Origin of the sequence: Thermophilibacter mediterraneus (assembly GCF_900119385.1) — a bacterium.
Taxonomy (GTDB): Bacteria; Actinomycetota; Coriobacteriia; order Coriobacteriales; family Atopobiaceae; genus Thermophilibacter; species Thermophilibacter mediterraneus.
The window spans coordinates 923594-945151 of sequence record NZ_FPKO01000009.1; the positions used below are offsets into that span (position 1 = coordinate 923594).

Here is a 21558-nt window from a genome sequence, read left to right on the forward strand (position 1 = left end):
GACGGTGCCGTCAAGCCGCTTGAACGGACTCCGATCTGGCCATGGCGCCGCGGAGGCGCAGCAGCACGTAGCCGGCGGTGCGCTCGGAGACCCCGAGGTGCCTCGCGAGCTCGATCGCGGAGACCCCGCGCTTGGAGTGCGTCATCAGGTAGGCGGCGAGGAACCACTTGACCAGCGGCAGCTTGGTGCCCCTCATCGCGGTGCCCGCCGTGACGGAGAACTGCCTGGAGCAGCGCGTGCACTGCCACTTGCGCGCCCGGCCCCTGACCCGGGCGCACCTGGCGTGCCCGCAGGAGGGGCAGCGGAACCCCTCCGGGAACATCCTGCGCAGCAGCTCCTCCTCGCAGGCCTCCTCGGTGCCGAAGCGCGCCATCCAGTCGACCAGCGTCCCGTCCCCGCCGTTCGCCGCCGCCACGTCCCTGCCCGTCATGCTCGCCATCGCGACCTCCCCACGCCGTCGTGCCCTGCGCCGCGAGCGTACTCCGGCGACCGGACAGAAACCCTGGGACTATGCTTCTCGTTAGGGGCCACATATAAAGATTCAGAAACACAAGACGCACAGGTAGGCGAGAAGGACCCGGGGCGGAAAGCCTCAGCTTGTGTTCAGCGATGGGGGGAACCTGAGGAGGCGGCCTCCCATACCGACCCCCTGAATGGATGCGAGAGCACGGGGTAAAAGCAGGTGACAGAGAAGAACCTCGGCCCGGTGACAAAATCGACAGGCACAGCTTGGCCGATAGATGTGCTAGATTGGGTTTGCGCAAAAACCTGAATATCGTGGGATCGAATGGGCTTGTGGGGAGACGCAGAGCGCCCCAAAGTTTCCAATCTCCTAGAAAAATTGGATTTGCGCGTGACTCGCTTAGATACAAGTGATAGTATGCCTCAAGGATGCAGACTCATTGCCTGCGCGCTTTGCCGTCTCAAAGTTGCGAGCAAGGCGGCAAAGTAGGATAATGTCGCCTGTGTCCAAGGTTTCTAGATTGTCTTTTGAAAGGAGACAACACATGACAGCTTGCACCAACAACGGGGGGAGCAGGGCCCGTCGCGCCGTCACCGCGGCGCTCGTCGGCGTCCTCTCCGTCGGCGCGGCCCCCATGGTCGCGCTGGCGACCGGCGCCGCCCCGGCGTCCGGCGACGTCACGACGATGTCGGTGTCCCCTAAGAGCGCCTGGGAAAACGGCAAGGTGACCTACGCCTACGACAACGACGGCTACGTCATCACCGACCCCGAGGGCTACGAGTTCGAGTACGACGGCCGCGAGCACCACATCCTGCCGCAGCTCGTCATGCCCGAGGGCGCCACCAACCCTGTCGCCGTCGATGACTCCAAGGTGTACTTTACCGATGCCGACGGGGATCCTGTTGCCAAGGAGCTCATCGAGAACGTCGGGACCTATCATGTAGTCATCCCCGCAAACGCCATTATGGACAGCGACGCCAATTACGAGGGCAACCTCGTGATGGAGTTCAGCATCGTCGGCAAGTCCCTCGAGGGCGCGACGATCTACGAGGGCGACGACGTGACCGACTCCTCCTTCACCTACACCGGTGAGGCACTCGATTTCGGCTTCGCTGTTGATGGCGTGCGTTACGGCGCTGACGGTAGAAGCCTTTCGGGTCTGCATGCCCAGGCGTTTGAGGTCATTTGGGTTGACGCAGCGACTGGAGCGGTTCTCCCGGCTGCTCCCCAGAACGCCGGTTCATATCAGGCTGTCCTCAGGGGCACCGGCGACTATGCGGGATCCAAGGAGACCATCGACTTTACCATCGCGCAGCTCGACCTCTCCTCCGCCGATATCTTCATCCCTGACGTCAGCCAGTGGGGCGAGTCTTGGACCGGGCTTCCGGACGAGGCTTACGTCAACGGCGTCATGATGGGCAATGACAAGATTGCTATCAACTGGCCTGACGGCGAGTCTGGCAACATCATGGAGCACAACACGTATGAAGTTGCGGTGTCTCCTGCTGAGGGTAACGAGAATATCACCGGGCTCGGAACCGCGAGCTTCAGGACCGTCGACACCGTTGTTGACGCCAATCAGATTATGTACGGCACTGATGTGCTCGATGGCAAGGAGCTTGAGGTTGTCAGAACCAAGACAAACTCCTATTTCGATTTTGCTAAGATCTCCTGCCTTGTTCCCGGAGCTTACGACCACGCTGACATCACCATCACCGACGCCGACGGCAACGAGGTCGCGCCCCAGGATGTCAACTCTAAGGCTGGTACATACACCCTCGTGTTCGATTTCGTGGATGACTATGCTTTTGGCCTCAAGGAGCCCGTCAGCATGACCATCAAGGTCATGGAGGACGACCTCTGGACCGCCGCCGACCTCACCTACACCTGGAACGGCGACGTGGTCGCGGGCACCATCCACCCGACCTACGACGGCGAGGACGTCCTTCCCGAGATCGGCATCGACGTCAAGTCGCACGACAAGACGCTCGTGCAGGGCGAGGACTACGACGTCGTCGTGAAGAACTCCCTCGACCAGGAGGTCGACCAGATCGTCGACGCCGGCACCTACACCGTGACCGTCGTGAGCGACACCTATGACATCCGCGTCAGCCACGGAGACTGGAGCGGCACCACGCTGCGCGTCGACGTCCAGCCCATGCAGCTCGATAACCTGAAGATCGGCTCCGAGCAGATGGCCGACTTCGGCGACAAGGGCTCCTACATCCCCTACACCGGCGAGGACGCGAGCTACTACTTCTACTACACCGATGACAAGGGCAACGAGGTCAGGCTCCCCGAGGGCGTTGTCGAGGTCGACCACTTCTTCTACGATGCCGACTTCACTGACCTCTCCCTCATCGGGACTTGGTGGGGCGACTGGAAGTCTGCGGGCTGGGAGGACGTCGACTCGATCAACGCCGTCGGCCAGTACGTGCCGTCCGTGAAGATCGTGAACGACAACTACCTGTGGGTTCCCGACATCACCGGCACCGTCGTTGACCACAACTGGTTCCGTGACTTCTCCGTCGCCAAGATCGACGTCCGCTCCGAGCGCGTCTTCACCGACGTGTCCGACACCGACTGGTTCGCCCAGGAGGTCTTCCAGGCCAACGAGCAGGGCTACATCGGCGGCGTCGGCGGCACCACGATGTTCGCGCCGCTCTCCAACCTCACCCGCGCCGACATGGCGTGCGTGCTCTACCGCATGGCCGGCGGCGAGATCAACACCGACCAGGAGGGCATGACCAACGAGGAGCTCGGCTACATCTCCAGCTTCTCCGACGTCGACCAGAACGCCTACTACGCCAAGGCCGTCGCCTGGGCGACCAAGATGGGCATCACCAGGGGCTACGGCGACACCTTCGGCTCCGCCCGCTACATCACCACCGAGGAGTTCGTGACCATGCTCGCCCGCTACGCGGCGATCTGCGGCACCGACACCTCCGTCGACACCGACGAGGTCCTCTCCGGCGTCGCCGACGGCGACCAGGTCAGCTCCTACGCCCGCGACGCCGTCGCCTGGGCCGTCTCCGAGGGCTACATCGCCAAGGACGGCAACCTGATCGACCCGCAGGGCACCGTGTACCGCGCCCGCGCCGTCGTCATCGCCGTCCGCTACCAGCCCGAGCAGCTCAGCGGGGACGACGTCCTCGTTGACAACCCCGGTCTGACCGACCAGGACGCGAACCGCGACAACTAGTCGCGGCCGCTCGTTCGCGAAAGGCGGGCCGCCACTCGGCGGCCCGCACGATGTGAGCGCCTCATTTCCGGCGGGGGCTCCGGCCCCCGCCCTCCCCGGCAGCAGGCCTGCCGGACCGCACCCGGCTGGGCGCCGTCCGACGAGCCTTTGGGCAGAGCAAGCTGTCGTGCGTGAAGGCGAAGTGGCGAGGCTGGGCCCTCCCCCGGGGCTCGCAACGGAGGGGGAGGGCGAGCCGTTCGGGCCGCCAAACAACCGGATTAAGACAGGTCGAGGCCCCCGGGGAATCCCCCGGGGGCCTCGATTCGTTGCGTCTCTATTCTCTCTGCGCAAATCGGCGCCGCATTCTAGGCATTGCCTCAGGAGTACCGTCTACGGGGCCTTGTCAAATCAACTCAAAGCGCCGCTCGGCCTCCCCCTCTCGTTGCGAGCCCCAGGGGGAGGCCTCGCGCCTCGCCGATCAGCCTTCTCGCACGACAGCTTGCATTACCAGGAAGGCCTGTGGGGGACGGCTCAACAAGTCATCCCCGGCTGACCCTCCCGGGCGCCCCGGCCGCTGCCGGGGCGCCACGGAAAAGCGTTAGCGAGATTACGACAATCTTTACTCGACAGAGCCGACGATGGTCGCCTTCTCGGGCTGGTAGCGCACGGCGATGGTCACCGCGCGGCCGCGGGAGACGGAGCCCTGCGGGACGAGCGAGTTGCCGTCCTTGCCCACGTACTCGCTCTCGACGGCCCAGGCCATCGCCTCGCGGGCGTAGCCGGAGACCTGGTCGCCGTCGGGCGTGCCGGCGAGCACCGCGTCGACGTCGTCGACGGAGGTGTCGGTGCCGCAGATCGCCGCGTAGCGGGCGAGCATGGTCACGAACTCCTCGGTGGACACGGCGCGCTCGGTGCCGAAGGTGTCGCCGTAGCCGTTCGCGACGCCGGCCTTGACGGCCCAGGCGACGGCCTTGGCGTAGTAGGCGTTCGGGTCGACGTCCTCGAAGTCGGAGATGTACGCCTTGTCGGCGTTGCTCACGCCCTCGGAGTCGACCGAGCCGCCGGCCATGCGGTAGAGCACGCAGACCATGTCGGCACGGGAGATCGACTGGTCGGGCCCGAACATGTTGGACCCGCCGAGGCCGACGATGTAGCCCTCGCTCACCGCGGTGTAGATGGGCTGCGCGTAGTAGGAGGTGTTCGGGACGTCGACGAAGACCTTGACCTTGTCGGTGACGGTGAAGCCCTTGGAGTCGTTGTTGTCCCACACGAGAGCGCTGGTGAACACGTTCTTCGTGTCGGCCGGGTCAATCTGGAAGGCGACGCTGTAGCGGCCGACCTTGTTGATGGTCTCGGGGCGAGAGGAGCTGCCGTTGAAGGCGCCCTCGAGGTCAGCGTCGTAGCCGAAGGTCAGGTCATAGAGTGCTGCGTCGAGGGTGCTCCAGACGGGCTTGCCGTCCTCGTCGGTCGTGTAGGCAACCTCGATGACAGGGGTGATGTCCTGCCCCGTGTAGGGGATGAACATGTGCTCGACCTCGTACGCGCCGCTGCCGGTCGTGTAGGTGATTGCCGTCGGGAACGTGACCCTCGTGTTGGCAGAGGTCAGCTCGAGAGGATCAATCCGGATGTCGATGGACTCAACGCCGTTCACGCTGCCACCGAGCTCGTAGGTGTCGCTGGAGACGGTCACGGTGTAGGTATCGACGTCGACTGCGGATTCCACAACGTCGCCCTTGGAGTTCTTGATGGTGACCTTGTAGTCGGTGCCCTCCTTGAGCGCGTTGCCCTTGGAGTCGGTGACCTGAATGCCGAGACGGGAGGCGTAGTCAGCAGCATCGTAGTTGACGTTAACAGAACCCTGCTTGACGTCGCCGTCATACGTGAAGATGACGTTGGCGCTCCCGATCGTGCCCTGCTTGACCGTGACGTTGAAGATGAGCGCGGAGCGGTCGACGTTCCAGCCGAGCTTGCTGGGGACCGCCTCGACGACGACCTTGTAGGTGCCCTTGGCGCCGAAGGCGGACACCTCCTTGCCCTCGGCGTCGTAGATCTTGTAGGAGATCTGGTCGGCCGCGAGCTCGCCGGTGGTGCCGGGGTCGGTGATGTCGGCGTAGGTGCCACCGAACTTCGAGAAGTCGAGGGACTTCAGGGTGCCGTTCGCGAGGTCGTCCTTCGCGGCGCTGGCGTCGACGGTGATGTTGCCGCCGGTGAACGACTTGCCGTCATAGGTCCAGGTGACGCTGGACGCGCTGGCGTTGATGCGGTTGAACTTGATGGTGGCAGTGCCCTCGACAAGGTCGGAGACCTTGAAGTTGTTCTGCCCGTTCACGCCGTTGACGGTTGCGCCGTCCTTGACGGAGAGGGTGTAGGTGTACTCGCCGAGGCCGGAGGTCTCCCACGTCGTGCCGGAGATGGCGAAGTCGAGGATGGCGTCGGTAGCCACGCCGCCGAGCTTGTCGTCCATGACAATCTGGTTCTGGTTGTAGAGGTCGCTGAAGGTGGGGGCGGTGTTGCCCTTGACGTCAGCGATGGTGAGGCCGAGCGTGGAGAGGTTCAGCTTGCCGACGGTGACGTCGTACTTGACCTGCTCGCCGTCATAGGCGTTGGCACCCGTGATGACGACCTCATACGTGCCCGGGAGGATCTCGGAGTGCTTAAGGTCTCCGGTGGCCTGGTTCTTGGCGTAGACGGCGAAGTCGGCGCTGGTGACGACCTTGTCGTTGAGGACGATCTTGAGGTCGTCCCAATCCTGGCCGGACTCCCAGGTAAGCTCGTCGGAGTAGCCGATGACGTTGCCCATAAGGTCCTTGAGCTCCTTCATGACCTTGGCGCCGTCGAGCGCGTCGGCGGTGACGGAGAACTTGACCGCGGGGACGTTGTAGGACTCGCCGGCGTCGTAGCTCACGCCAGTGAGGTTCTGGATCACGGCGATGTAGTCACCAGTGGTAAGGTTGGCGAACGTCTGGTCGGTGAGCCACTGGTACCACTCGCCGTTGAACTTGACGCTAGTCGTCTCGTCAACCGCGCCGGTGACCTTCTTGTAGTAATAGGTCGAGCCGCTGTACGCAGCGGAGTCGGTGTCGACGCCGCCGGGCTTGACAGAGGTGATGACGATGGTGCTGTTGTGGGACTGCACGTCGCTCATGGAGAGGGAGACGGGGCCGTTGCCCTTGTAGTCCCTGATGCCGACCTTGTAGCCGTCAACCGTGCCCGCCATGATGGCTTCGTTGGTGCTGGCGGCCTGGAGCTGGACCTCGCCAGAGGGCGCGCCGGTGGCCAGCGCGACCATCGGGGCCGCGCCGACGGAGAGGACGCCGACGAGCGCCGCGGTGACGGCGCGACGGGCCCTGCTCCCCCCGTTGTTGGTGCAAGCTGTCATGTGTTGTCTCCTTTTAAGTGGGGATGGGGAGACGATGGAGAATCGCAGCAGCTTGCGCCCACATGTCGCGTGCTGGGGTTTCGAGCCAGCCTAAAGCCCGGTTCGTGGCATTGCAGAACTAACGGCGGAGAGCGAGCGCTCCTCAAGCCAAGAGTCCGAAAGAGAACCCTTCGCGTAGCGCAGATAGGTTCCTGCCGTCATGCGGACGAGCGTTGCCGCGAAGAATCTCTCCCAGCTCAGGTACTCGCGGCTGTCGACGAAGTCCTCCGGGGACCTCATGATTGCCGGGAGCTCGTCATCTCTTACGAGCCCAGAACTCAGGAGCAGCCACTCAAAAGACTCAGGTAGGTAAAGCTGTACGCTGCGCTCGCGGCATACGTGGTGAACACGCTCCATCTCGGACCCAAAGGCGGCGCCGTCCGCTATGACGAGGAGGTGCTCCACATGCGATTCCATGATCTTGCGGTAGACGTTGCCCCTGCCACCAGCGGAAACGCATCTAGCACCCGATCGCTTGGAAAGGGCCGAAAAGAACCTGAAGCCTGAGCCCGAGTCCTCCACAATGACCTCCTCGGGGATGGGTGCGTCGTTGGTGGGAATGGTGCTGTAGATTCTCTTAGCGGAGGTGAAGTAACGCTTTGCGTCTCGGTAGCGCTGGGAGCTCCGCACGCTCGTCGTGTTTTTGAGGCGATATACCTCCTCGACGCTGTACGGCAGGCAATCAAGGCGCTCACGCGTGGCGATGACGTAGTAGTTGTCGCTCCCCTCAATGGCGTCCCTGAAGTCCCTCGAGGATACCCATTCATTGCCTTCGTCGATGAAAACAACGTACCCGGAGATACCCTCGAGGTCCCTTTTCCACCTCGCCCCCGAGAGAACCGTGCACGGAACGTCACACCTGAGCTCAACGCCGCTCGCCGTGCCCTGGGCCTCGAAGTCTGAGATCATTTCGATGAGGGTAGTCTTGCCCGTTGCACTATCCCCGCGGAGTATCGTAATGTTGCGCCTCACGGACAGCGTGAACTGGACGCGGTTGTTGCGCACAACGATATCGTGCCGCCCCCTCACGACATGCCTCCGTCAAGGAGGGGGGCGGCCTCCAGTGCGAGTTCTCTCATGGTGTGGACCACCGCGCCGGTGTTGAGCACCTTTACCGTGAACTTCCTGCCCCCAAAGTCCATGATGTGGCGGAGGTTCACGGTGACGTCCCCCTCGCGTCCCATCTTGAGAATCCAGCGAGCACAGTTGTCCCCGCAGGTCGAGGCGTTGAAGACCAGCTCTGGGAAGTTGCGTATGAGCAGGAGCGTCTTCACGCCGCCCGAGAGCTCGTATGGCGAGACCGGTCCGAGGACGCGGGAGACGACCAGGCGCCCGGAGAGCACCTCGGCGCGGTCCACCCCCTTGATCATCTCCTTGGCGAGCGGGTCATCGAGCCAGCCCTCCTGGAAGGTGTTCCTGAAGTACATCGCCGTATTGTAGATGGCGCCCTCCATGGGGCCAAACCAGACGCTGAGCACGAGTGAACCTCCCCCACGGCATCCCTGTCGGAAATTGTAGCCCACTCTGAGGGGAATCACCCCGCGCCCCGCCCCTAGTGCTGCATCAGCGTGACGTCAACGCCCGTCCAGCCGCAGTCTATCGAGGCGCACGCAAGAATCGCGAGGCCCGCCACGGCAAAGGCCGCGAGCAGACACGCGCACGCAACCCTACCCGCGCGCGAGCCCTCCTCGCGCGGCGCGGCGCCGAGCGCCATAGCCATGGCGAGCGGCGGCAGCAGGTAGATCACGTAGCGCCCCTGCGGCTGGTAGTCCGTCGCCAGCGAGTAGTAGAGGGAGAGCGCAACGGTCACCACGCACCCCAGCGCCACGGCGCCGGTGAGCACGCGGCCGCCCCAGCCGGAAAGCGCACGCTCCCGCGCCCCGCGCGCCAGAAAGGCGCCGGCCAGCGTGCACGCGAGCACGGTGTAGGAGAGGTAGGCCAAAAACGGCAGCAGGTAGCTCATGTACCCAAAGACGCCGATGAACGATCTCCACGTGCTCGTCACGTACTCGGTCTCCAGCAGCATCGAGGCAAGGCCCTCCGTATAGGGCTGCTGCAGGACCTGGCCCCCGGCGTCGAGCCACTGCTGGTAGCGCTCGTGGAAGGTGGACATGCCCAGCAGGTCTCCGTAGCGCACGACGTTCAGGGCAAAGAACGGCAGCACGCAGACGGCGGCCGGGATGGCGGCGGTGAGGAAGAGCCGCGCCTTCTCACGCCCGGGCGCCCTCATGCGCACGAGGCTCCAGACAAAGGTCCCCACGCCCGCGAGGATGAAGCCGTAGGCGTTCCAGTACCCCAGCGCCGCCACGATGACGCCTGCGGAGAGCGCAGCCCTGGCGCCCGCCCCCCAGCCGTCCATGAGGCCGGAGACCAGGGAGTAGATGATGAGGCAGACGCCCGCCAGCGCCACGATCTCGTTGTTCATGTAGGCGCTCAGGAACGCGTACTGCGGCCACAGGCCCATGAGCACGATGGCGCCCGCCCCGGCAAGGCGCACGTCCAGGCGCATCCTGCGAGCCACGCGCTCCGCCGCGAGCGAGGCAAACGTCAGCGCCACCACGCTCAGGCACACGCTCGCCATTCTCCCCGCCTCAAAGCACGCGTTCTCCGAGAATCCCAGCAGCTCCGCCACCTTCATGAAGAACGCGCTCAGGTAGGCGCCCAGCGCCTGCGGGTAGAAGGCGTAGGACCAGTTGCCCAGGAAGTAGATGACCTCGGGGTCGTAGCCAGAGGGGAAGAGGTTGCCCGCGGCTATTGCCCGGGGCACGAGCGAGCGCATGCTCTCGTCGGGGCCGCCCGCCATCGTGCCCACGCCCAGGTGCGCGGCCATCCACGTGTAGAGGAGCGCCAGGCACGCCAGCAGCGCCACGCGCGCCTGCCAGGGGAGCCCCCTGCCCATGTCCCCTCTCTCCGTGCCGGCCGTCGCGACCGCAGCGTGCCTTGCCGCCATGCAGAACCTCCCGTAGCTCGCGCCAGAAGCGGCGCGCTCGTCTCCTTCAGGAAGAGTATAGCCGCCCCCTCGGGCAAGCCCGCTAGGCCCTCCTGGCGTGCCTCCCGCGGACGTTGAGCCTCGGAGCCGGGTCCACGGCCGCCGCGTGGGCGGAGAACCACAGCGTGAGCGGCACCTCCGCCATGATGGGCAGCATGTAGCGCAGGTACCCGTTCACCGGGGAGACAAAGCAGATCGCGAGCATCACCAGCGAGGGAGCCGCCACCACGAGCTGGCGCGCCCTGCCGGAGCGCAGGGTGTGGACGCACGCCAGCAGCAGCGCCCAGGTGTAGACACCGCAGTGGCCCAGCCACCCGAGCACGGGGATCCCCTGGAAGGCGTTGCACGCGGAAATCACCACAGCGCGGGCGCCCTCGGGCATGACGTAGGCGACCTCAAAGTCGTCGGGCACGCCGGGCAGGGGGCCGTAGGCGTAGAAGCGGTAGTCCCACGTGTCGTGCGGGCAGGACGTGTCCACGTGGAGGTAGCCGTAGAGGCCGTTCAGGAAGGCGTCGAGGTAGACCCCCGGGTGGCGAAGGCCCATCGACGCCCAGGCGGCAAGGTACGCCCCCAGGTCGTCGTCCGTCCCGTGGTAGGTGACCTTCACGGCGTCGCTCTTGTTGCCGTCGTAGGACTCCGCTATGGCGTCGTAGTCCAGCACGGCCGATATGGCGTCGCGCTCCCACGGCTCCACGTCGGTCGGCGCCTCCCTGAGGTAGCGTGCCGTCATCTGGAAGAGCGCCCCGAGCGACTCCTGCCTGCCGGCCGGCGCCACGCCCATCGCGGGCAGCAGGGCGGCCGACACCGCGAGGTAGACCGCGAGCGCCCCCGCCGCCGCGCCGGCAACGAGCGCGCGGGAGCGCCAGCCGCGCATGGCCACCACCACGACCGGCAGGCAGAGCGCCACCACGAAGGCGCCGTTGTGCCGCGTCACGCAGAGGGCGACCCCCAGTGCCAGGAGCCCCGCCGCCTGGGCGGGCGAGACCTCCCCCTCGCGCCGGCAGCGCTCCCACGACTCCGCGAGCAGCGTCACGTACAGGCACAGCAGCGACGCAAAGAGCGTGTCCTTGAGGAAGGCCTGCGCGTAGGCGCCCCACGCCGGCGTCAGGGCAAAGAAGGCGGTGGCCGCAACGAGCGCCGCCCTCGGGGCGCCCATCCGGCGCATGGAGCGCACGGAGAGCGAGAGCGCCGCCGCCTGCACGAGCGTCTGCAGCGCCACCCATAGGAAGATCCCGAGGTTGTCCGACCCCAGGCGCCGCCCCACGTCGAAGACCGAGCCCATGAGGAGGGTCATGAGGTAGGGGTGGTGGTTGGTCTTGGGGAGGAACCCGTAGAAGACGTCCATCTGGTTGGTACCGTCAAAGGTGAACGACCCCGGCAGGAACGTGACCAGGTACGGCAGCCACGCAACCACGAGCAGGGCCATGACCGCGGGGGTCGGAAGGAAGCGCGCCTCGGAGGGAGCGTCGCCCTCGCGCAGCCGCGGGGCCGGGCGGTCCATGAGCCAGAATGCGAGCCGCACGAGCAGCGCCAGCGCAATGGCCCCAACAACAAGAAGGACGACGTTCAGCGCGAGGTCCGCCGGGGACGCGTAGATTGCGCGGAACGTCCCGTGGTCGCGGTAGGCGCGACCCAGCACCTGGAAGGCGGAGAGGAGGGCGCCCAGGCCCAGGGACCACCCGTCCGGCCCCACCTCGAGCCTGCGGCAGAGCAGTACCCCCGCCGCGGCGATAAGGACGTATGCCACCAGATCCGCCATTCGCACCCCCAGAGCAATCGTTCACACGCGCACGATTATCTCACGGGCGGAATCGAACACGTGGGTTCGGAAGCCATGCCAGAACACCAAGCCTTCTTTTCATGGTCCCACCTGAGACCTAATGCGGTGCGGTCAAGAACAGGAGCAATCCATTCGGCGATCGCCTGTTCGGCGCCGGAGACATCGCATAGCCCCTCCGGAAATCCGCATTCTCTAGCCATGGAATTAAAGGCCTCGAAGCCGGACGTCTTCCAGCTGTCAGGAACTCTGAAAAGATTTATCTCTCCCATGTGACGAAGAAGGATCTCCCGAGAAAGCCTCTCGGAAAGGATGCTCGCATCAATCTCATCCCAGAGCATTGAGGCAACTAGATCAACGAGATCCTTTACGCGGGAGGAGGGGCGTCCTCCGTACATCTGCATTGTTGCGCAGACCTTGTCCGCCACCCTCTCCTCGATAAGCTGAACGGCATAGTCGAATGTTATTAGCCCGTCTATATCGAGCCTGCTCGCCGGTGAGACAAGTTCATAGCTCTCCGGAGGAGTCTCATCGACAACAAGGTCAACGTTTATCCGATTAAGCGGTCTTACGCCGCCAAGGATCGGGATGAATTCGACTGCGTAGCCCGTGCGGTACTCCTGAGAGACTGGAATGGGCGTAGCGCCAGCAAAGCGGAATTCTATGAAGTCATGCAAGTCCTTCGACGCGAGGCGCTTCAACTCCTCAAGGGCCTCGTCGACTTGAGTCATCCTGCCAACAAGATCGATGTCACGGCTTTCGCGGGACACAAGTCGCCTTGCTAGTTGACTTTGCCCTCCCTTCAAGACGAAAGACGGCTCGTCCTCGCTAAACACCCTGCAAAGTAGCCTGTCGAGATAGAAGCTTTCAACCGCCCTCCCGGTATCGCGCTGGGACTTCCTGGCAGCGGCATTAACCCTTTGGGTCAAGGATCTGTAGCCTGTTGCTATCAAGAGCCTTCGCCTCCATCCTCATTTTCTATCAGCGCTCGCACCGCTCTCCCGAACGGCGCTAATTACGGGTCCTATCGTCTTCAGGACTTCGTTCATCCTCTCGATCACCCCGGAATCAAAAAGAGGGGCGATCGTTTTTTGACAGCTCTCAATCACCTGCAGCATTGCCGGAGATATACACGCAGCTTCCTTCCACTCGTCCAGGCGCTCACCATCAACGGCCCTCATCGACGAGACGAGAGACTGCGCGCTACCAAAGAGATGTTCGTCGATGCCCGCCCGTGGAATTGCTTGCACGGCGGCGCTCAGATTGTCGATCATCTCTGAACTGGGAAGGCTGCGGGAAGCTTCTTGGGCAGCTGAAATGACCGAAAGATTCTCCGAAACAATACTCGTCAGGCGCCTCCACTCCTCAGAGGATTCCAGCGCAGCCGTAAGGTTACTTAGTGATTTGCTCACGAGAGGCACGGTGGCGTTGCGGTCTATGAGGCTGGACGCCATGATGTCACCCGAATCGTACCCATGCCGCTTGGAAAGAGGCTCAAGCAGGATAGCCAGCCTCCTTCTGTCGAGCACATGACCCTTCGAAGCCATATCAGCAATGGCATCGTCCACCAGGCTCGGATCCTCGTTCGTTCTCAGGAGATCGGCAATCATTCGCTCCGGTCGAACGACGGGAATTCCCATCTCGAACGAAACGTCCGAAACATTTATTGTGTCGCGAACAAGCTCCATGTCACGCCTTGTCGATCGCTTGCCGCTCATCACAACAAAGCAGTACGGAGACTCGTAAAGGTCTCCGTACCCGTAGAGCCTCGCAGCTGTCCGACCGGTTGCAACTGCGTCAAGGCGGTTCTCTACAACCCGCTCCCTTACGTACTTCTTGGGGTATAGCGACATCCATGCCGCCTTGAGCATGGCGTGGTCCGTTTCGCTACCAGAAGTGACTTGGTAGACGCCGTAGCACATGGGCTCCAGCCTTCCATCGGACACCATTCGGCTAAGCTGTGTCCTGCTGCTGCCCACGCGAATTGCCTGGGCAGCAGTAATCAGCCCCCACTGCTCCGATGCGAGCTCCTCGAGTCTACGTATGTTGCCAAGTCTACTCATGGCATAATTGTACACATATTTGTAAATAAATTCGCCTCAACATCAGAACATAGGAAATACTCGAAAGTGCCCCAACGTCAAAACCGGCTCTGCCGCCTCTCTCAACCTCCCAAATTAGGACTCTTTTAAAAGGAGACAACACATGACAGCTTGCACCAACAACGGGGGGAGCAGGGTCCGTCGCGCCGTCACCGCGGCGCTCGTCGGCGTCCTCTCCGTCGGCGCGGCCCCCATGGTCGCGCTGGCGACCGGCGCCGCCCCGGCGTCCGGCGACGTGATCCTCCAGGCCGACACCAGCAACACGGTCTGGAACGGCACCGTAACCTATGAGGGCGAGGACACCTACGTCTACAACGGAGACCCCCAGGGTATGGTGGCGGTCAGCATCAAGCCCTTCGGCGGGGCTGAGCCGGAGGACCTCGAGTACCATCCCGCCGGCGCTGCAACCGAGAACGGGTCGTACTACTACTTCTACGTGAAGATCGACACCTCGAGCTCGACCGTGTGGGAGAGCCTTGACGGCGAGCCGGTCAAGTACGAGAACGCCGACGGTCGTCAGGTCAACCTGAAGGGCGAGTGCGTTAACAAGCCGACCGATCCCGGCGAGTACGCCGTGGTCGTCGGCCTTAAGAACGGCGGATGGGAGCTCAACAAGAGCGCCGAGCGCTTCGTCATCACCTCGCGCTCGCTCGAGGGCGCCCAGATCGTCGAGGACGAGAACGTGGACGACACCGAGTTCATGTGGAACGGCACCCTGAACGGCAGGACCGTCTCCGAGCTCAAGAAGCACATGAACGTCTCGCTCGACGGCGTCATCCTCGACGAGGGGGAGGACTACGACGACATCGAGTTCTACGAGAAGGGCGCCACTACCCCCCTCAGCAGGACTGACCAGCTCGAGCCCGGCGTCACCTACACCGCAAAGATTGTCGGCAAGGGCGCTTACGATTGGGGCAACGCGGAGACCCTCGATTTCACGCTCCAGCCGCTCGACCTCGATGAGGCAACCGTCACCGGCAAGGTTGGGACCGTCGTTCTCAGCAACGCCAGCGAGATTTTCGACGTCGTGGACTCCATCAACGGCGTGACGGTCCAGGACGGCGGCGGCGACGGCGTCATCGGCGACAAGTACTTCGGTGTCTCCTTCGAGAAGAGCCCCTCGGATGACGGCATCGCAGGAGATACCGGCCGCTACACCTTCACGGTCGTTCCGACAAAGGAGGCCACAGACAAGGGCTGGGTCACCGGCTCCAAGACGGTCGAGGCCATCTACGCGGACCACGTCGTGAACATCGTGAACGCCTCGGACGCTGACGGTGATGGCGTCTACTACTACGACCTCACCAACGAGGATGCCGAGCCGTTTGATGTTGAGGATGTCACCGCGACCACCGATAACGGATACAGCGTTGACGAGGATGACGTGAGCCATGTCGTCACGGCGGAGGATGGTTCGGTTGCCACCGACGCCGACCTTGCCAAGGGCGGCACCTGGTATGTGACCTACAGCGTCTATTACCGTGACAGCAACGGCAGCCTCATCGCCGGCAACAAGACCTACAAGGTCGTGAACTCCTACGACGACATCACCGATGAGCACGTCTACGTCACCCTCGACGGAAAGAACGTCGAGGGCTCTACCGAGGTGACCTACGACGGGTCCGACTGGGCGGACAAGCTCAAGGTCATGGTTGCCAAGAACGACGTGACCCTTGCCGAGGGCACCGACTACACGGTCGCCATCAAGGACGAGGACGGCAAGACCGTCGACTCCGTCGTCGACGCCGGGGAGTACACCGTCGTCGTGAAGGGTATCACCTTCACGAACTCCATCAGCTTCACCATCGAGGTCAAGCCCGCCGTTGTCGAGTGGCTCTTCCCGAACTACAACGTCGTGACCGACGACACCCTTGAGAGCGGCAAGTACGCCGGCTTCTTCGCCTACACGGGCGACGTCATCGACGCCACCTACACCTGCGTCGACGACAAGGGCAAGGTCATCGAGGTCCCCGCGAGCGCCTTCACCATCACCTACACCCTCGACGGCAAGAAGGCCGAGCTCAAGGAGGCTGGCGAGTACCTCGGGACCATCAAGGACACCACCGTCAACGACAACTGGCAGGTCGGCAACAAGTTCGGTGTCCAGAAGATTGTCGTCTCCAAGGACAAGGTCTTCGCCGACGTCAAGAGCAGCGACTTCTTCGCGCAGGCCATCTACACCGCGAGCGCACAGGGCTACATCGGCGGCATCGGCGGCACCAACCTCTTCGCCCCGATGAACCAGCTCACCCGCGCCGACATGGCGTGCGTCCTCTACCGCATGGCCGGCGGCGAGATCAGCGCCTCCCTTGAGGACCTGACCAACGAGAACATCGCGACGATCTCGCAGTTCTCCGACGTCGACCCGCACGCCTACTACGCCAAGGCGGTCGCCTGGTGCGTCGAGATGGGCGTCGCCAACGGCTACGGCGACACCTTCGGCTCCGCCCGCAGCATCTCCACCGAGGAGTTCGTGACCATGCTCGCCCGCTACGCGGCCAAGATGGGCGACGACACCTCCGTCGACACCGACGCGGTGCTCGCAGCCACGCCCGACGGCGACCAGGTCTCCGGCTACGCCCGCGACGCCGTCGCCTGGGCCGTGGAGAACGGCTACATCGCCAAGGGCGGCAACCTCATCGCCCCGCAGGAGAGCGTCGCCCGCTGGCGCACGGTCATGATCGCCGTGGACTACCAGCCCGAGCAGCTCCACGTCATCGGCAACCCCGACGCCACCAAGCCCGGCACCGGGGAGGATGCCAGCAAGTAGGCATCTAGCGTCGACCCGCTAGGGGCGGGGGCCTCGGCCCCCGCCCCCTCAGAGGGCCCGCCGGTGCCCGCTCGGCAGAGCGGTCACCGACGAGCCTTACTGGCAGGGCAAGCTGTCGAGAGCGAAGGCGAAGTGGCGAGGCTGGGCCCTCCCCCGGGGCTCGCAACGGAGGGGGAGGGCGAGCCGTTCGGGCTGCGGAAAATCGGATTGAGATGCAGCGAGTCCCCCGGGGGATCCCCCGGGGGACTCGCTTCGTTGCGCCAGCTGATCGGCGGCGGATACGACGCCGCCCCCTCCCCCGCTGCGAGCCGGGGGAGGGGGCGGCCGCCTCGCCACTCGGCCCGTTCCTCACCTTGACAGCTTGCTCTCGGGTGGGCCCGCGGGGGAGCTCTCGTGGAGAGCGCCCCGGCGGGGCCGCCCGCCCGGGCGGGGGCCGGAGCCCCCGCCGCGGGTCGCGCGGGCAAGACTACTTGTCCTCGGCGTTGTTGCCCTGGTCGAGGATGGTGTCGAGCTGCTCGGGCTGGTAGTCGACGGCGATCTTGATCGCGCGGGCGCGGTAGATGGTGCCCTGCGGGTCGATCAGGTTGCCGTCCTTGGCGATGTAGCCCTCGGAGACGGCCCACGCCACGGCGTCGCGGGCGTAGGAGCTGACCTCGTCGCCGTCGGCGACCGCGCCGAGCACGGCGTCGGTGTCGGCGGAGGTGTCGGTGCCCATCTTGGCCGCGTAGCGGGCGAGCATCGTCACGAACTCCTCGGTGGAGATGGCGCGCTCGGTTCCGAAGGTGTCGCCGTAGCCGCGCACGATGCCCATCTTGGTCGCCCAGGCGACGGCCTTGGCGTAGTAGGCGTTCGGGTCGACGTCCTCGAACTGGGAGATGTAGGAGATCTCCTCGTTGGTCATGCCCTCCTGGACGGTGCCGATGGAGCCGCCGGCCATGCGGTAGAGCACGCAGGCGAAGTCGGCGCGGGTGATGTTGTTCATCGGGGCGAAGAAGTTGGTGCCGCCCACGCCGCCGATGTAGCCCTGCTGCTTGGCGATGCCGACCTCCTCGGCGTACCACGCGTCGTTGGGCACGTCGACGAAGGAGGAGGCATCGGTGACCTCGATGATGCCTGCGAACGAGGGGCCACCGGTAAAGTTGTCGGCGTCAAGGGAGATGCCGGTGATGGCGTACTGGCCCTTGGCCTCCAGGGCGACGCCGGCCGCGAGCCCGTCGCCCTGCTTGTCGTAGGTGACCTCGAACTGGTCGGCCGGGACCGTGTAGGTCTCGCCGTCGTCGCCGATGAACTCAAACTCGGGGGCAATAACGTCGTCCGTGAAGGAGTAGTAGTACGTGGTGCCCTGGACGGCGAAGGCGTTGGAGGGCGTGGCGGTCTTGAGCTCGCGCTTGCCAATCTCGATGAAGTACTGCCCGACCTCGTCGAAGGTGACGCCCTTGACGGTCACGCGGTAGTCGCCGGCGTCAACGATCTCGTCGGTCTCGACCCACTTGCCGGTGACGTCCTGCTTGGCGATGGAGACGGTGTAGTCGGTGCCCTCCTCGAAGGTCTTGCCGCCGCGGGTCACCTTGACGGAGAGCTTGGACGAGAGGTCCGTGCCGTTGTAGTCGGTGCCCGTGTTCTTTGCACCCTGCTCGATGTTGCGGCCGTCGAAGGAGACCTGCATGTCGTCGGCCTCGACGACGCCGTTGGTGTTGTAGACGGTGAAGGAGTAGAGGTAGACGTAGCGCTGGCCGTCAACCTTCTTGTTCACGGTCACGGTGACGTCCCACCTGCCGGCCTTGGTGAGGTCCTCGACGGTGCCGCCCTCGACGGAGACGTCGAAATCGACATCCTCCCCGTTGGCCTTCGCCTCGAGCTCGTCGACGTCGAAGTACGCGGGCTTCGCCTCGGTCAGGTCGACCACGTAGGCGCTCGTGCCGTCGGCAAGGAGCTCGCTCTCTGCCGTGAACCAGCTCTTGAGGTCAGGATTGCCATCATACCCGACCGTCGCGAAATCGTCGCCGACGAGCACGGTCACGGTCGCCTCGCCGGTGACGTAGTCGCCGTACTGGTCGTCGTGGTCGCTCGAGGAGATGGTGTAGGTGTAGACGCCGTCCTCGGGGCTGCTCACCTTGGCGGAGAGACGCGTCCAGTCAAGGGAGGTAACCCCGTTGATAGAGCTGATGATTGCACTGAGGTTGTTAGTCAGGGGGGCGGTTCCGGTGTCGATGGCCCCAACGCTCACGATGGACGCGCCGGTAAGGTTGAGCTGGCCGAAGGTGAAGCTGAGGGTCTTCTTGACGCCCGCGTAGGCGTTCTCGCCGACGACCTCGACGTTGTAGGTCTTCCCGGGGACAAGAGCGGTGCCATGCCCGGCAATGTCAACGTTCGAGCCCTCCTCGGTGACCTTCCCAAAGCTGTAGTCCCACTCCGTGGAAAGGTGGTCGGAGTCGCCGTGCTTGACGAGGGCAACGCCGTCAATCGAGACGCCCATCTTAGAGAGGATGTCATCAACGCTGGCGGTCGCTCCGTCGTACGCGAAGGTGGTGTCCTCGACGTCGCCGTTGTCGAACAGCTGCGCCTCGTCGAACGAGCCGTTCACGACGGTGAAGGTGTCGGCCTTGGAGACGTAGTAGTCGAAGCCGCTGGTAGCAGCGCTGTAGTGGCCGACGACGACGGCGTAGAGGCCGGTCTGCTGGGTCGGGTCCGCGACGACGGTTCCCCTGACGATGACGTCGTCGCCGTCGTCGTCATCATAGGTGACCTCGCCGTTGACGACGTCAGTCCCATTGTTGTCGATGAGTACGTAAGCGTAGTAGTAGTGATCGTCCTGGAGGCTGATCGAGCCGTCGTTCTGCTCCAGGTCGGTGATGGGGTCGACGTTGTTGTCGGGGACGACCTTGGTCGGCACGAGGTAGTCGCCGCTCTTGTAGAGGAAGCTGTCGCCGGGCTCGCCGCCCTTGTACTCGACCTTGGCGTTCTCGAACGGAACGTTCTCGCCGGCCTGGAGGCTCACGTCGCCGGACGCCGGGGCGGCGCCGGTCGCCAGCGCGACCATGGGGGCCGCGCCGACGGAGAGGACGCCGACGAGCGCCGCGGTGACGGCGCGACGGGCCCTGCTCCCCCCGTTGTTGGTGCAAGCTGTCATGTGTTGTCTCCTTTATGGGGGAAGGGGGAGGAGACACGGCGCGTGTGTGTCCTCCTGTCCTCCTCGGACCTGCTCCGCCTCCTGGAGTCCACGCCCCAGGGGCTGACGTCGGCCGACGTCATGGGCCTGTTCGGCGTCTCGGAGAGGGTCGCCCAGGGCAGGCTCCGCAAGCTCCTCGCGCCCGGCACGGGGGTCGAGAGGACCCGGGAGGGACGGTCCTTCAGGTGCCGCCTGACATGCTGACGCCGAACGCTTCGCCGAATGCCCGAACGATTCGCTCGAGCGCCGAACGGCTGCGCCCGGCCCGAAGCCCGCCCGGCCCCGCCTCGCGTCATGTGAAAAAGATGCACCCCGTGCAAATCTTTCACATGTTGCGCCGGCAGGGCGGCTGCTTCGCTTATCATGTGAAAAACTCGCACCATATGCAGATCTTTCACATTGGGGGGCACCGTGATCGTCAGGCAGAAGTACCTCGACCAGCTCCTGCGGTTCCGCGACCGCGACCTCGTCAAGGTGGTCACTGGGGTGCGCCGCTGCGGCAAGTCCACGCTGCTGGACATGGCCCGCGAGGCGCTCGCGGCGGAGGGCGTGCCCCGGGAGAGGCTGCTCACCTTCAGGATGGAGTCGATGGAGTTCGACGGCATCGGCGACTACCGCGACCTCTACGCCATCGTCCGGGAGCGCGCCGAGGGGGTGGAGCGCCCCTACCTGTTCTTCGACGAGCTCCAGCAGGTCGAGGGCTGGGAGCGCGCGATCAACTCCCTCAGGGTGGACATGCCCTGTGACATCTACGTCACCGGCTCGAACGCGTTCCTGCTCTCGAGCGAGCTGGCGACCTACCTGTCGGGCCGCTACGTGGAGGTGGGGATGCTGCCGCTCACCTTCGCAGAGTACCTGGACTTCCGCGGGGCGGAGTGGTTCGGGGCGGACGGGCCGCGCGCGGACCTGGTCGCGCTCCCGGACGGGGGGTACGGGTCGCTCCAGGCCATGCTCGACCAGTACCGCCGCTTCGGGGGCATGCCGTTCCTCGCGCTCTCGGAGCCGGACGTCGCGTCCCACCGCGCCTACATGTCCTCGCTCTACGACACCGTGATCGTGCGCGACATCCTCGAGCGCGACCGCAGGCGCGGCAGGCGACAGGTCACCAACGCCGACCTGCTGCGCCGCCTGTGCGCCTTCCTCGCGGACAACGTGGGCAACGAGAGCTCCGTGAACTCCATCGCGGGGACCATCCGGGCGGAGGGGTCGCGCGTCGCGAACGACACGGTGGACGCCTACATGGGGGCGCTGCGCGAGGCCTACCTCTTCTACCGCGCCAAGCGCTACGACATACGCGGAAGGGAGCTGCTCAAGACGGGGGGCAAGCACTACCTCGTGGACGTAGGCCTGAGGAGCTTCCTGCAGGGCTACCGGGACGCCGACCAGGGGCGCGTCTTCGAGAACGTGGTCTACCTCCAGCTGCTCTACGACGGCTACTCCGTGTCCGTGGGCAGGCTCCGCGCCGGCGAGGTCGACTTCGTGGCGACGAGGGGCGACGAGCGCCTCTACCTCCAGGTCACCGAGGACATGACCGACCCCGCGACCATGGAGCGCGAGCTGGCGCCGCTCAGGGCGGTGCGCGACTCCTACCCCAAGGCCGTCGTCGTCATGCGCGGGAGCTACCCGACCGACGTCGACGGCATCAGGATCGTCCCCGCGGCGGACTTCCTGCTCCATCGCAGACGGTAG

The 21558-nt window shown here is 64.5% G+C and carries 13 protein-coding genes and 1 pseudogene; 4 read left to right on the forward strand and 10 right to left on the reverse strand.

All coding sequences use genetic code 11. The features are described 5' to 3' along the window. Nucleotides 1–10 precede the first annotated feature (10 nt). Complete coding sequence (locus tag BQ7106_RS09150) at nucleotides 11–439, reverse strand: transposase (protein ID WP_072369833.1); 429 nt, start codon at nucleotides 437–439, stop codon at nucleotides 11–13. A 568-nt stretch (nucleotides 440–1007) separates the two neighbouring features. Between BQ7106_RS09150 and BQ7106_RS09155 the strand changes: the two genes are divergently transcribed. Next, the gene (locus BQ7106_RS09155; protein ID WP_072374572.1) at nucleotides 1008–3665 is read left to right on the forward strand and encodes an S-layer homology domain-containing protein; all 2658 of its coding nucleotides are present in this window, start codon (nucleotides 1008–1010) and stop codon (nucleotides 3663–3665) included. A 598-nt stretch (nucleotides 3666–4263) separates the two neighbouring features. Here the strand turns inward: BQ7106_RS09155 and BQ7106_RS09160 are convergent. From BQ7106_RS09160 to BQ7106_RS11455, 8 genes and pseudogenes are all read right to left on the reverse strand, one after another. Continuing rightward, a complete protein-coding gene (locus BQ7106_RS09160) occupies nucleotides 4264–7023 on the reverse strand; it encodes an S-layer homology domain-containing protein (RefSeq protein WP_072374576.1) in 2760 nt (919 codons plus the stop codon). A gap of 90 nt (nucleotides 7024–7113) precedes the next feature. Beyond that, a complete protein-coding gene (locus tag BQ7106_RS09165; RefSeq protein WP_072374579.1) occupies nucleotides 7114–8091 on the reverse strand; it encodes a hypothetical protein in 978 nt (325 codons plus the stop codon). After that, nucleotides 8088–8540, reverse strand: coding sequence for a DUF4869 domain-containing protein (locus BQ7106_RS09170; RefSeq protein ID WP_072374581.1), 453 nt, complete (start codon nucleotides 8538–8540; stop codon nucleotides 8088–8090). The genes BQ7106_RS09165 and BQ7106_RS09170 overlap by 4 nt, the downstream gene beginning before the upstream one ends. A 74-nt stretch (nucleotides 8541–8614) precedes the next feature. Then, on the reverse strand, nucleotides 8615–9961 hold the full coding sequence (locus tag BQ7106_RS09175) for a glycosyltransferase family protein (protein ID WP_159431282.1): 1347 nt from the start codon (nucleotides 9959–9961) through the stop codon (nucleotides 8615–8617). 133 nt (nucleotides 9962–10094) lie between these two features. Then, nucleotides 10095–11810, reverse strand: coding sequence for a DUF6020 family protein (locus BQ7106_RS09180; protein WP_072374587.1), 1716 nt, complete (start codon nucleotides 11808–11810; stop codon nucleotides 10095–10097). Between the two features lie 35 nt (nucleotides 11811–11845). Further along, the gene (locus BQ7106_RS09185; RefSeq protein WP_083526997.1) at nucleotides 11846–12781 is read right to left on the reverse strand and encodes a nucleotidyl transferase AbiEii/AbiGii toxin family protein; all 936 of its coding nucleotides are present in this window, start codon (nucleotides 12779–12781) and stop codon (nucleotides 11846–11848) included. Between the two features lie 18 nt (nucleotides 12782–12799). Next, nucleotides 12800–13699: a hypothetical protein gene (locus BQ7106_RS09190; protein ID WP_240307475.1), complete on the reverse strand. Its 900-nt coding sequence runs from the start codon at nucleotides 13697–13699 to the stop codon at nucleotides 12800–12802. Between the two features lie 36 nt (nucleotides 13700–13735). After that, a pseudogene (locus BQ7106_RS11455) lies at nucleotides 13736–13891 on the reverse strand (type IV toxin-antitoxin system AbiEi family antitoxin domain-containing protein); the annotation flags it as partial. A gap of 142 nt (nucleotides 13892–14033) precedes the next feature. Between BQ7106_RS11455 and BQ7106_RS09195 the strand changes: the two are divergent. Continuing rightward, on the forward strand, nucleotides 14034–16700 hold the full coding sequence (locus tag BQ7106_RS09195) for an S-layer homology domain-containing protein (RefSeq protein ID WP_072374593.1): 2667 nt from the start codon (nucleotides 14034–14036) through the stop codon (nucleotides 16698–16700). 466 nt (nucleotides 16701–17166) lie between these two features. On the opposite strand, the gene BQ7106_RS09200 is transcribed toward BQ7106_RS09195, so the two are convergent. Continuing rightward, nucleotides 17167–19830 carry an S-layer homology domain-containing protein gene (locus tag BQ7106_RS09200; RefSeq protein WP_072374596.1) on the reverse strand — a complete coding sequence of 888 codons (2664 nt, stop codon included), beginning with the start codon at nucleotides 19828–19830 and terminating at the stop codon, nucleotides 17167–17169. Nucleotides 19831–19872: 42 nt separating this feature from the next. Here BQ7106_RS09200 and BQ7106_RS09205 point away from each other — a divergent pair, with 42 nt between their 5' ends. Together BQ7106_RS09205 and BQ7106_RS09210 are read left to right on the forward strand one after the other, a co-directional pair. Then, a complete protein-coding gene (locus tag BQ7106_RS09205; protein ID WP_072374599.1) occupies nucleotides 19873–20073 on the forward strand; it encodes a hypothetical protein in 201 nt (66 codons plus the stop codon). A 207-nt stretch (nucleotides 20074–20280) separates the two neighbouring features. Further along, nucleotides 20281–21558: an ATP-binding protein gene (locus BQ7106_RS09210; RefSeq protein WP_072374602.1), complete on the forward strand. Its 1278-nt coding sequence runs from the start codon at nucleotides 20281–20283 to the stop codon at nucleotides 21556–21558.

Excerpts from the sequence above, each read along its gene's own strand:
- BQ7106_RS09190 (WP_240307475.1), bottom strand. The coding sequence starts at position 13,699 with ATGCTCAAGGCGGCATGGATGTCGCTATACCCCAAGAAGTACGTAAGG.
- BQ7106_RS09155 (WP_072374572.1), top strand. The coding sequence starts at position 1,008 with ATGACAGCTTGCACCAACAACGGGGGGAGCAGGGCCCGTCGCGCCGTC.
- BQ7106_RS09160 (WP_072374576.1), bottom strand. The coding sequence starts at position 7,023 with ATGACAGCTTGCACCAACAACGGGGGGAGCAGGGCCCGTCGCGCCGTC.
- BQ7106_RS09175 (WP_159431282.1), bottom strand. The coding sequence starts at position 9,961 with ATGGGCAGGGGGCTCCCCTGGCAGGCGCGCGTGGCGCTGCTGGCGTGC.
- BQ7106_RS09200 (WP_072374596.1), bottom strand. The coding sequence starts at position 19,830 with ATGACAGCTTGCACCAACAACGGGGGGAGCAGGGCCCGTCGCGCCGTC.
- BQ7106_RS09150 (WP_072369833.1), bottom strand. The coding sequence starts at position 439 with ATGGCGAGCATGACGGGCAGGGACGTGGCGGCGGCGAACGGCGGGGAC.
- BQ7106_RS09195 (WP_072374593.1), top strand. The coding sequence starts at position 14,034 with ATGACAGCTTGCACCAACAACGGGGGGAGCAGGGTCCGTCGCGCCGTC.
- BQ7106_RS09180 (WP_072374587.1), bottom strand. The coding sequence starts at position 11,810 with ATGGCGGATCTGGTGGCATACGTCCTTATCGCCGCGGCGGGGGTACTG.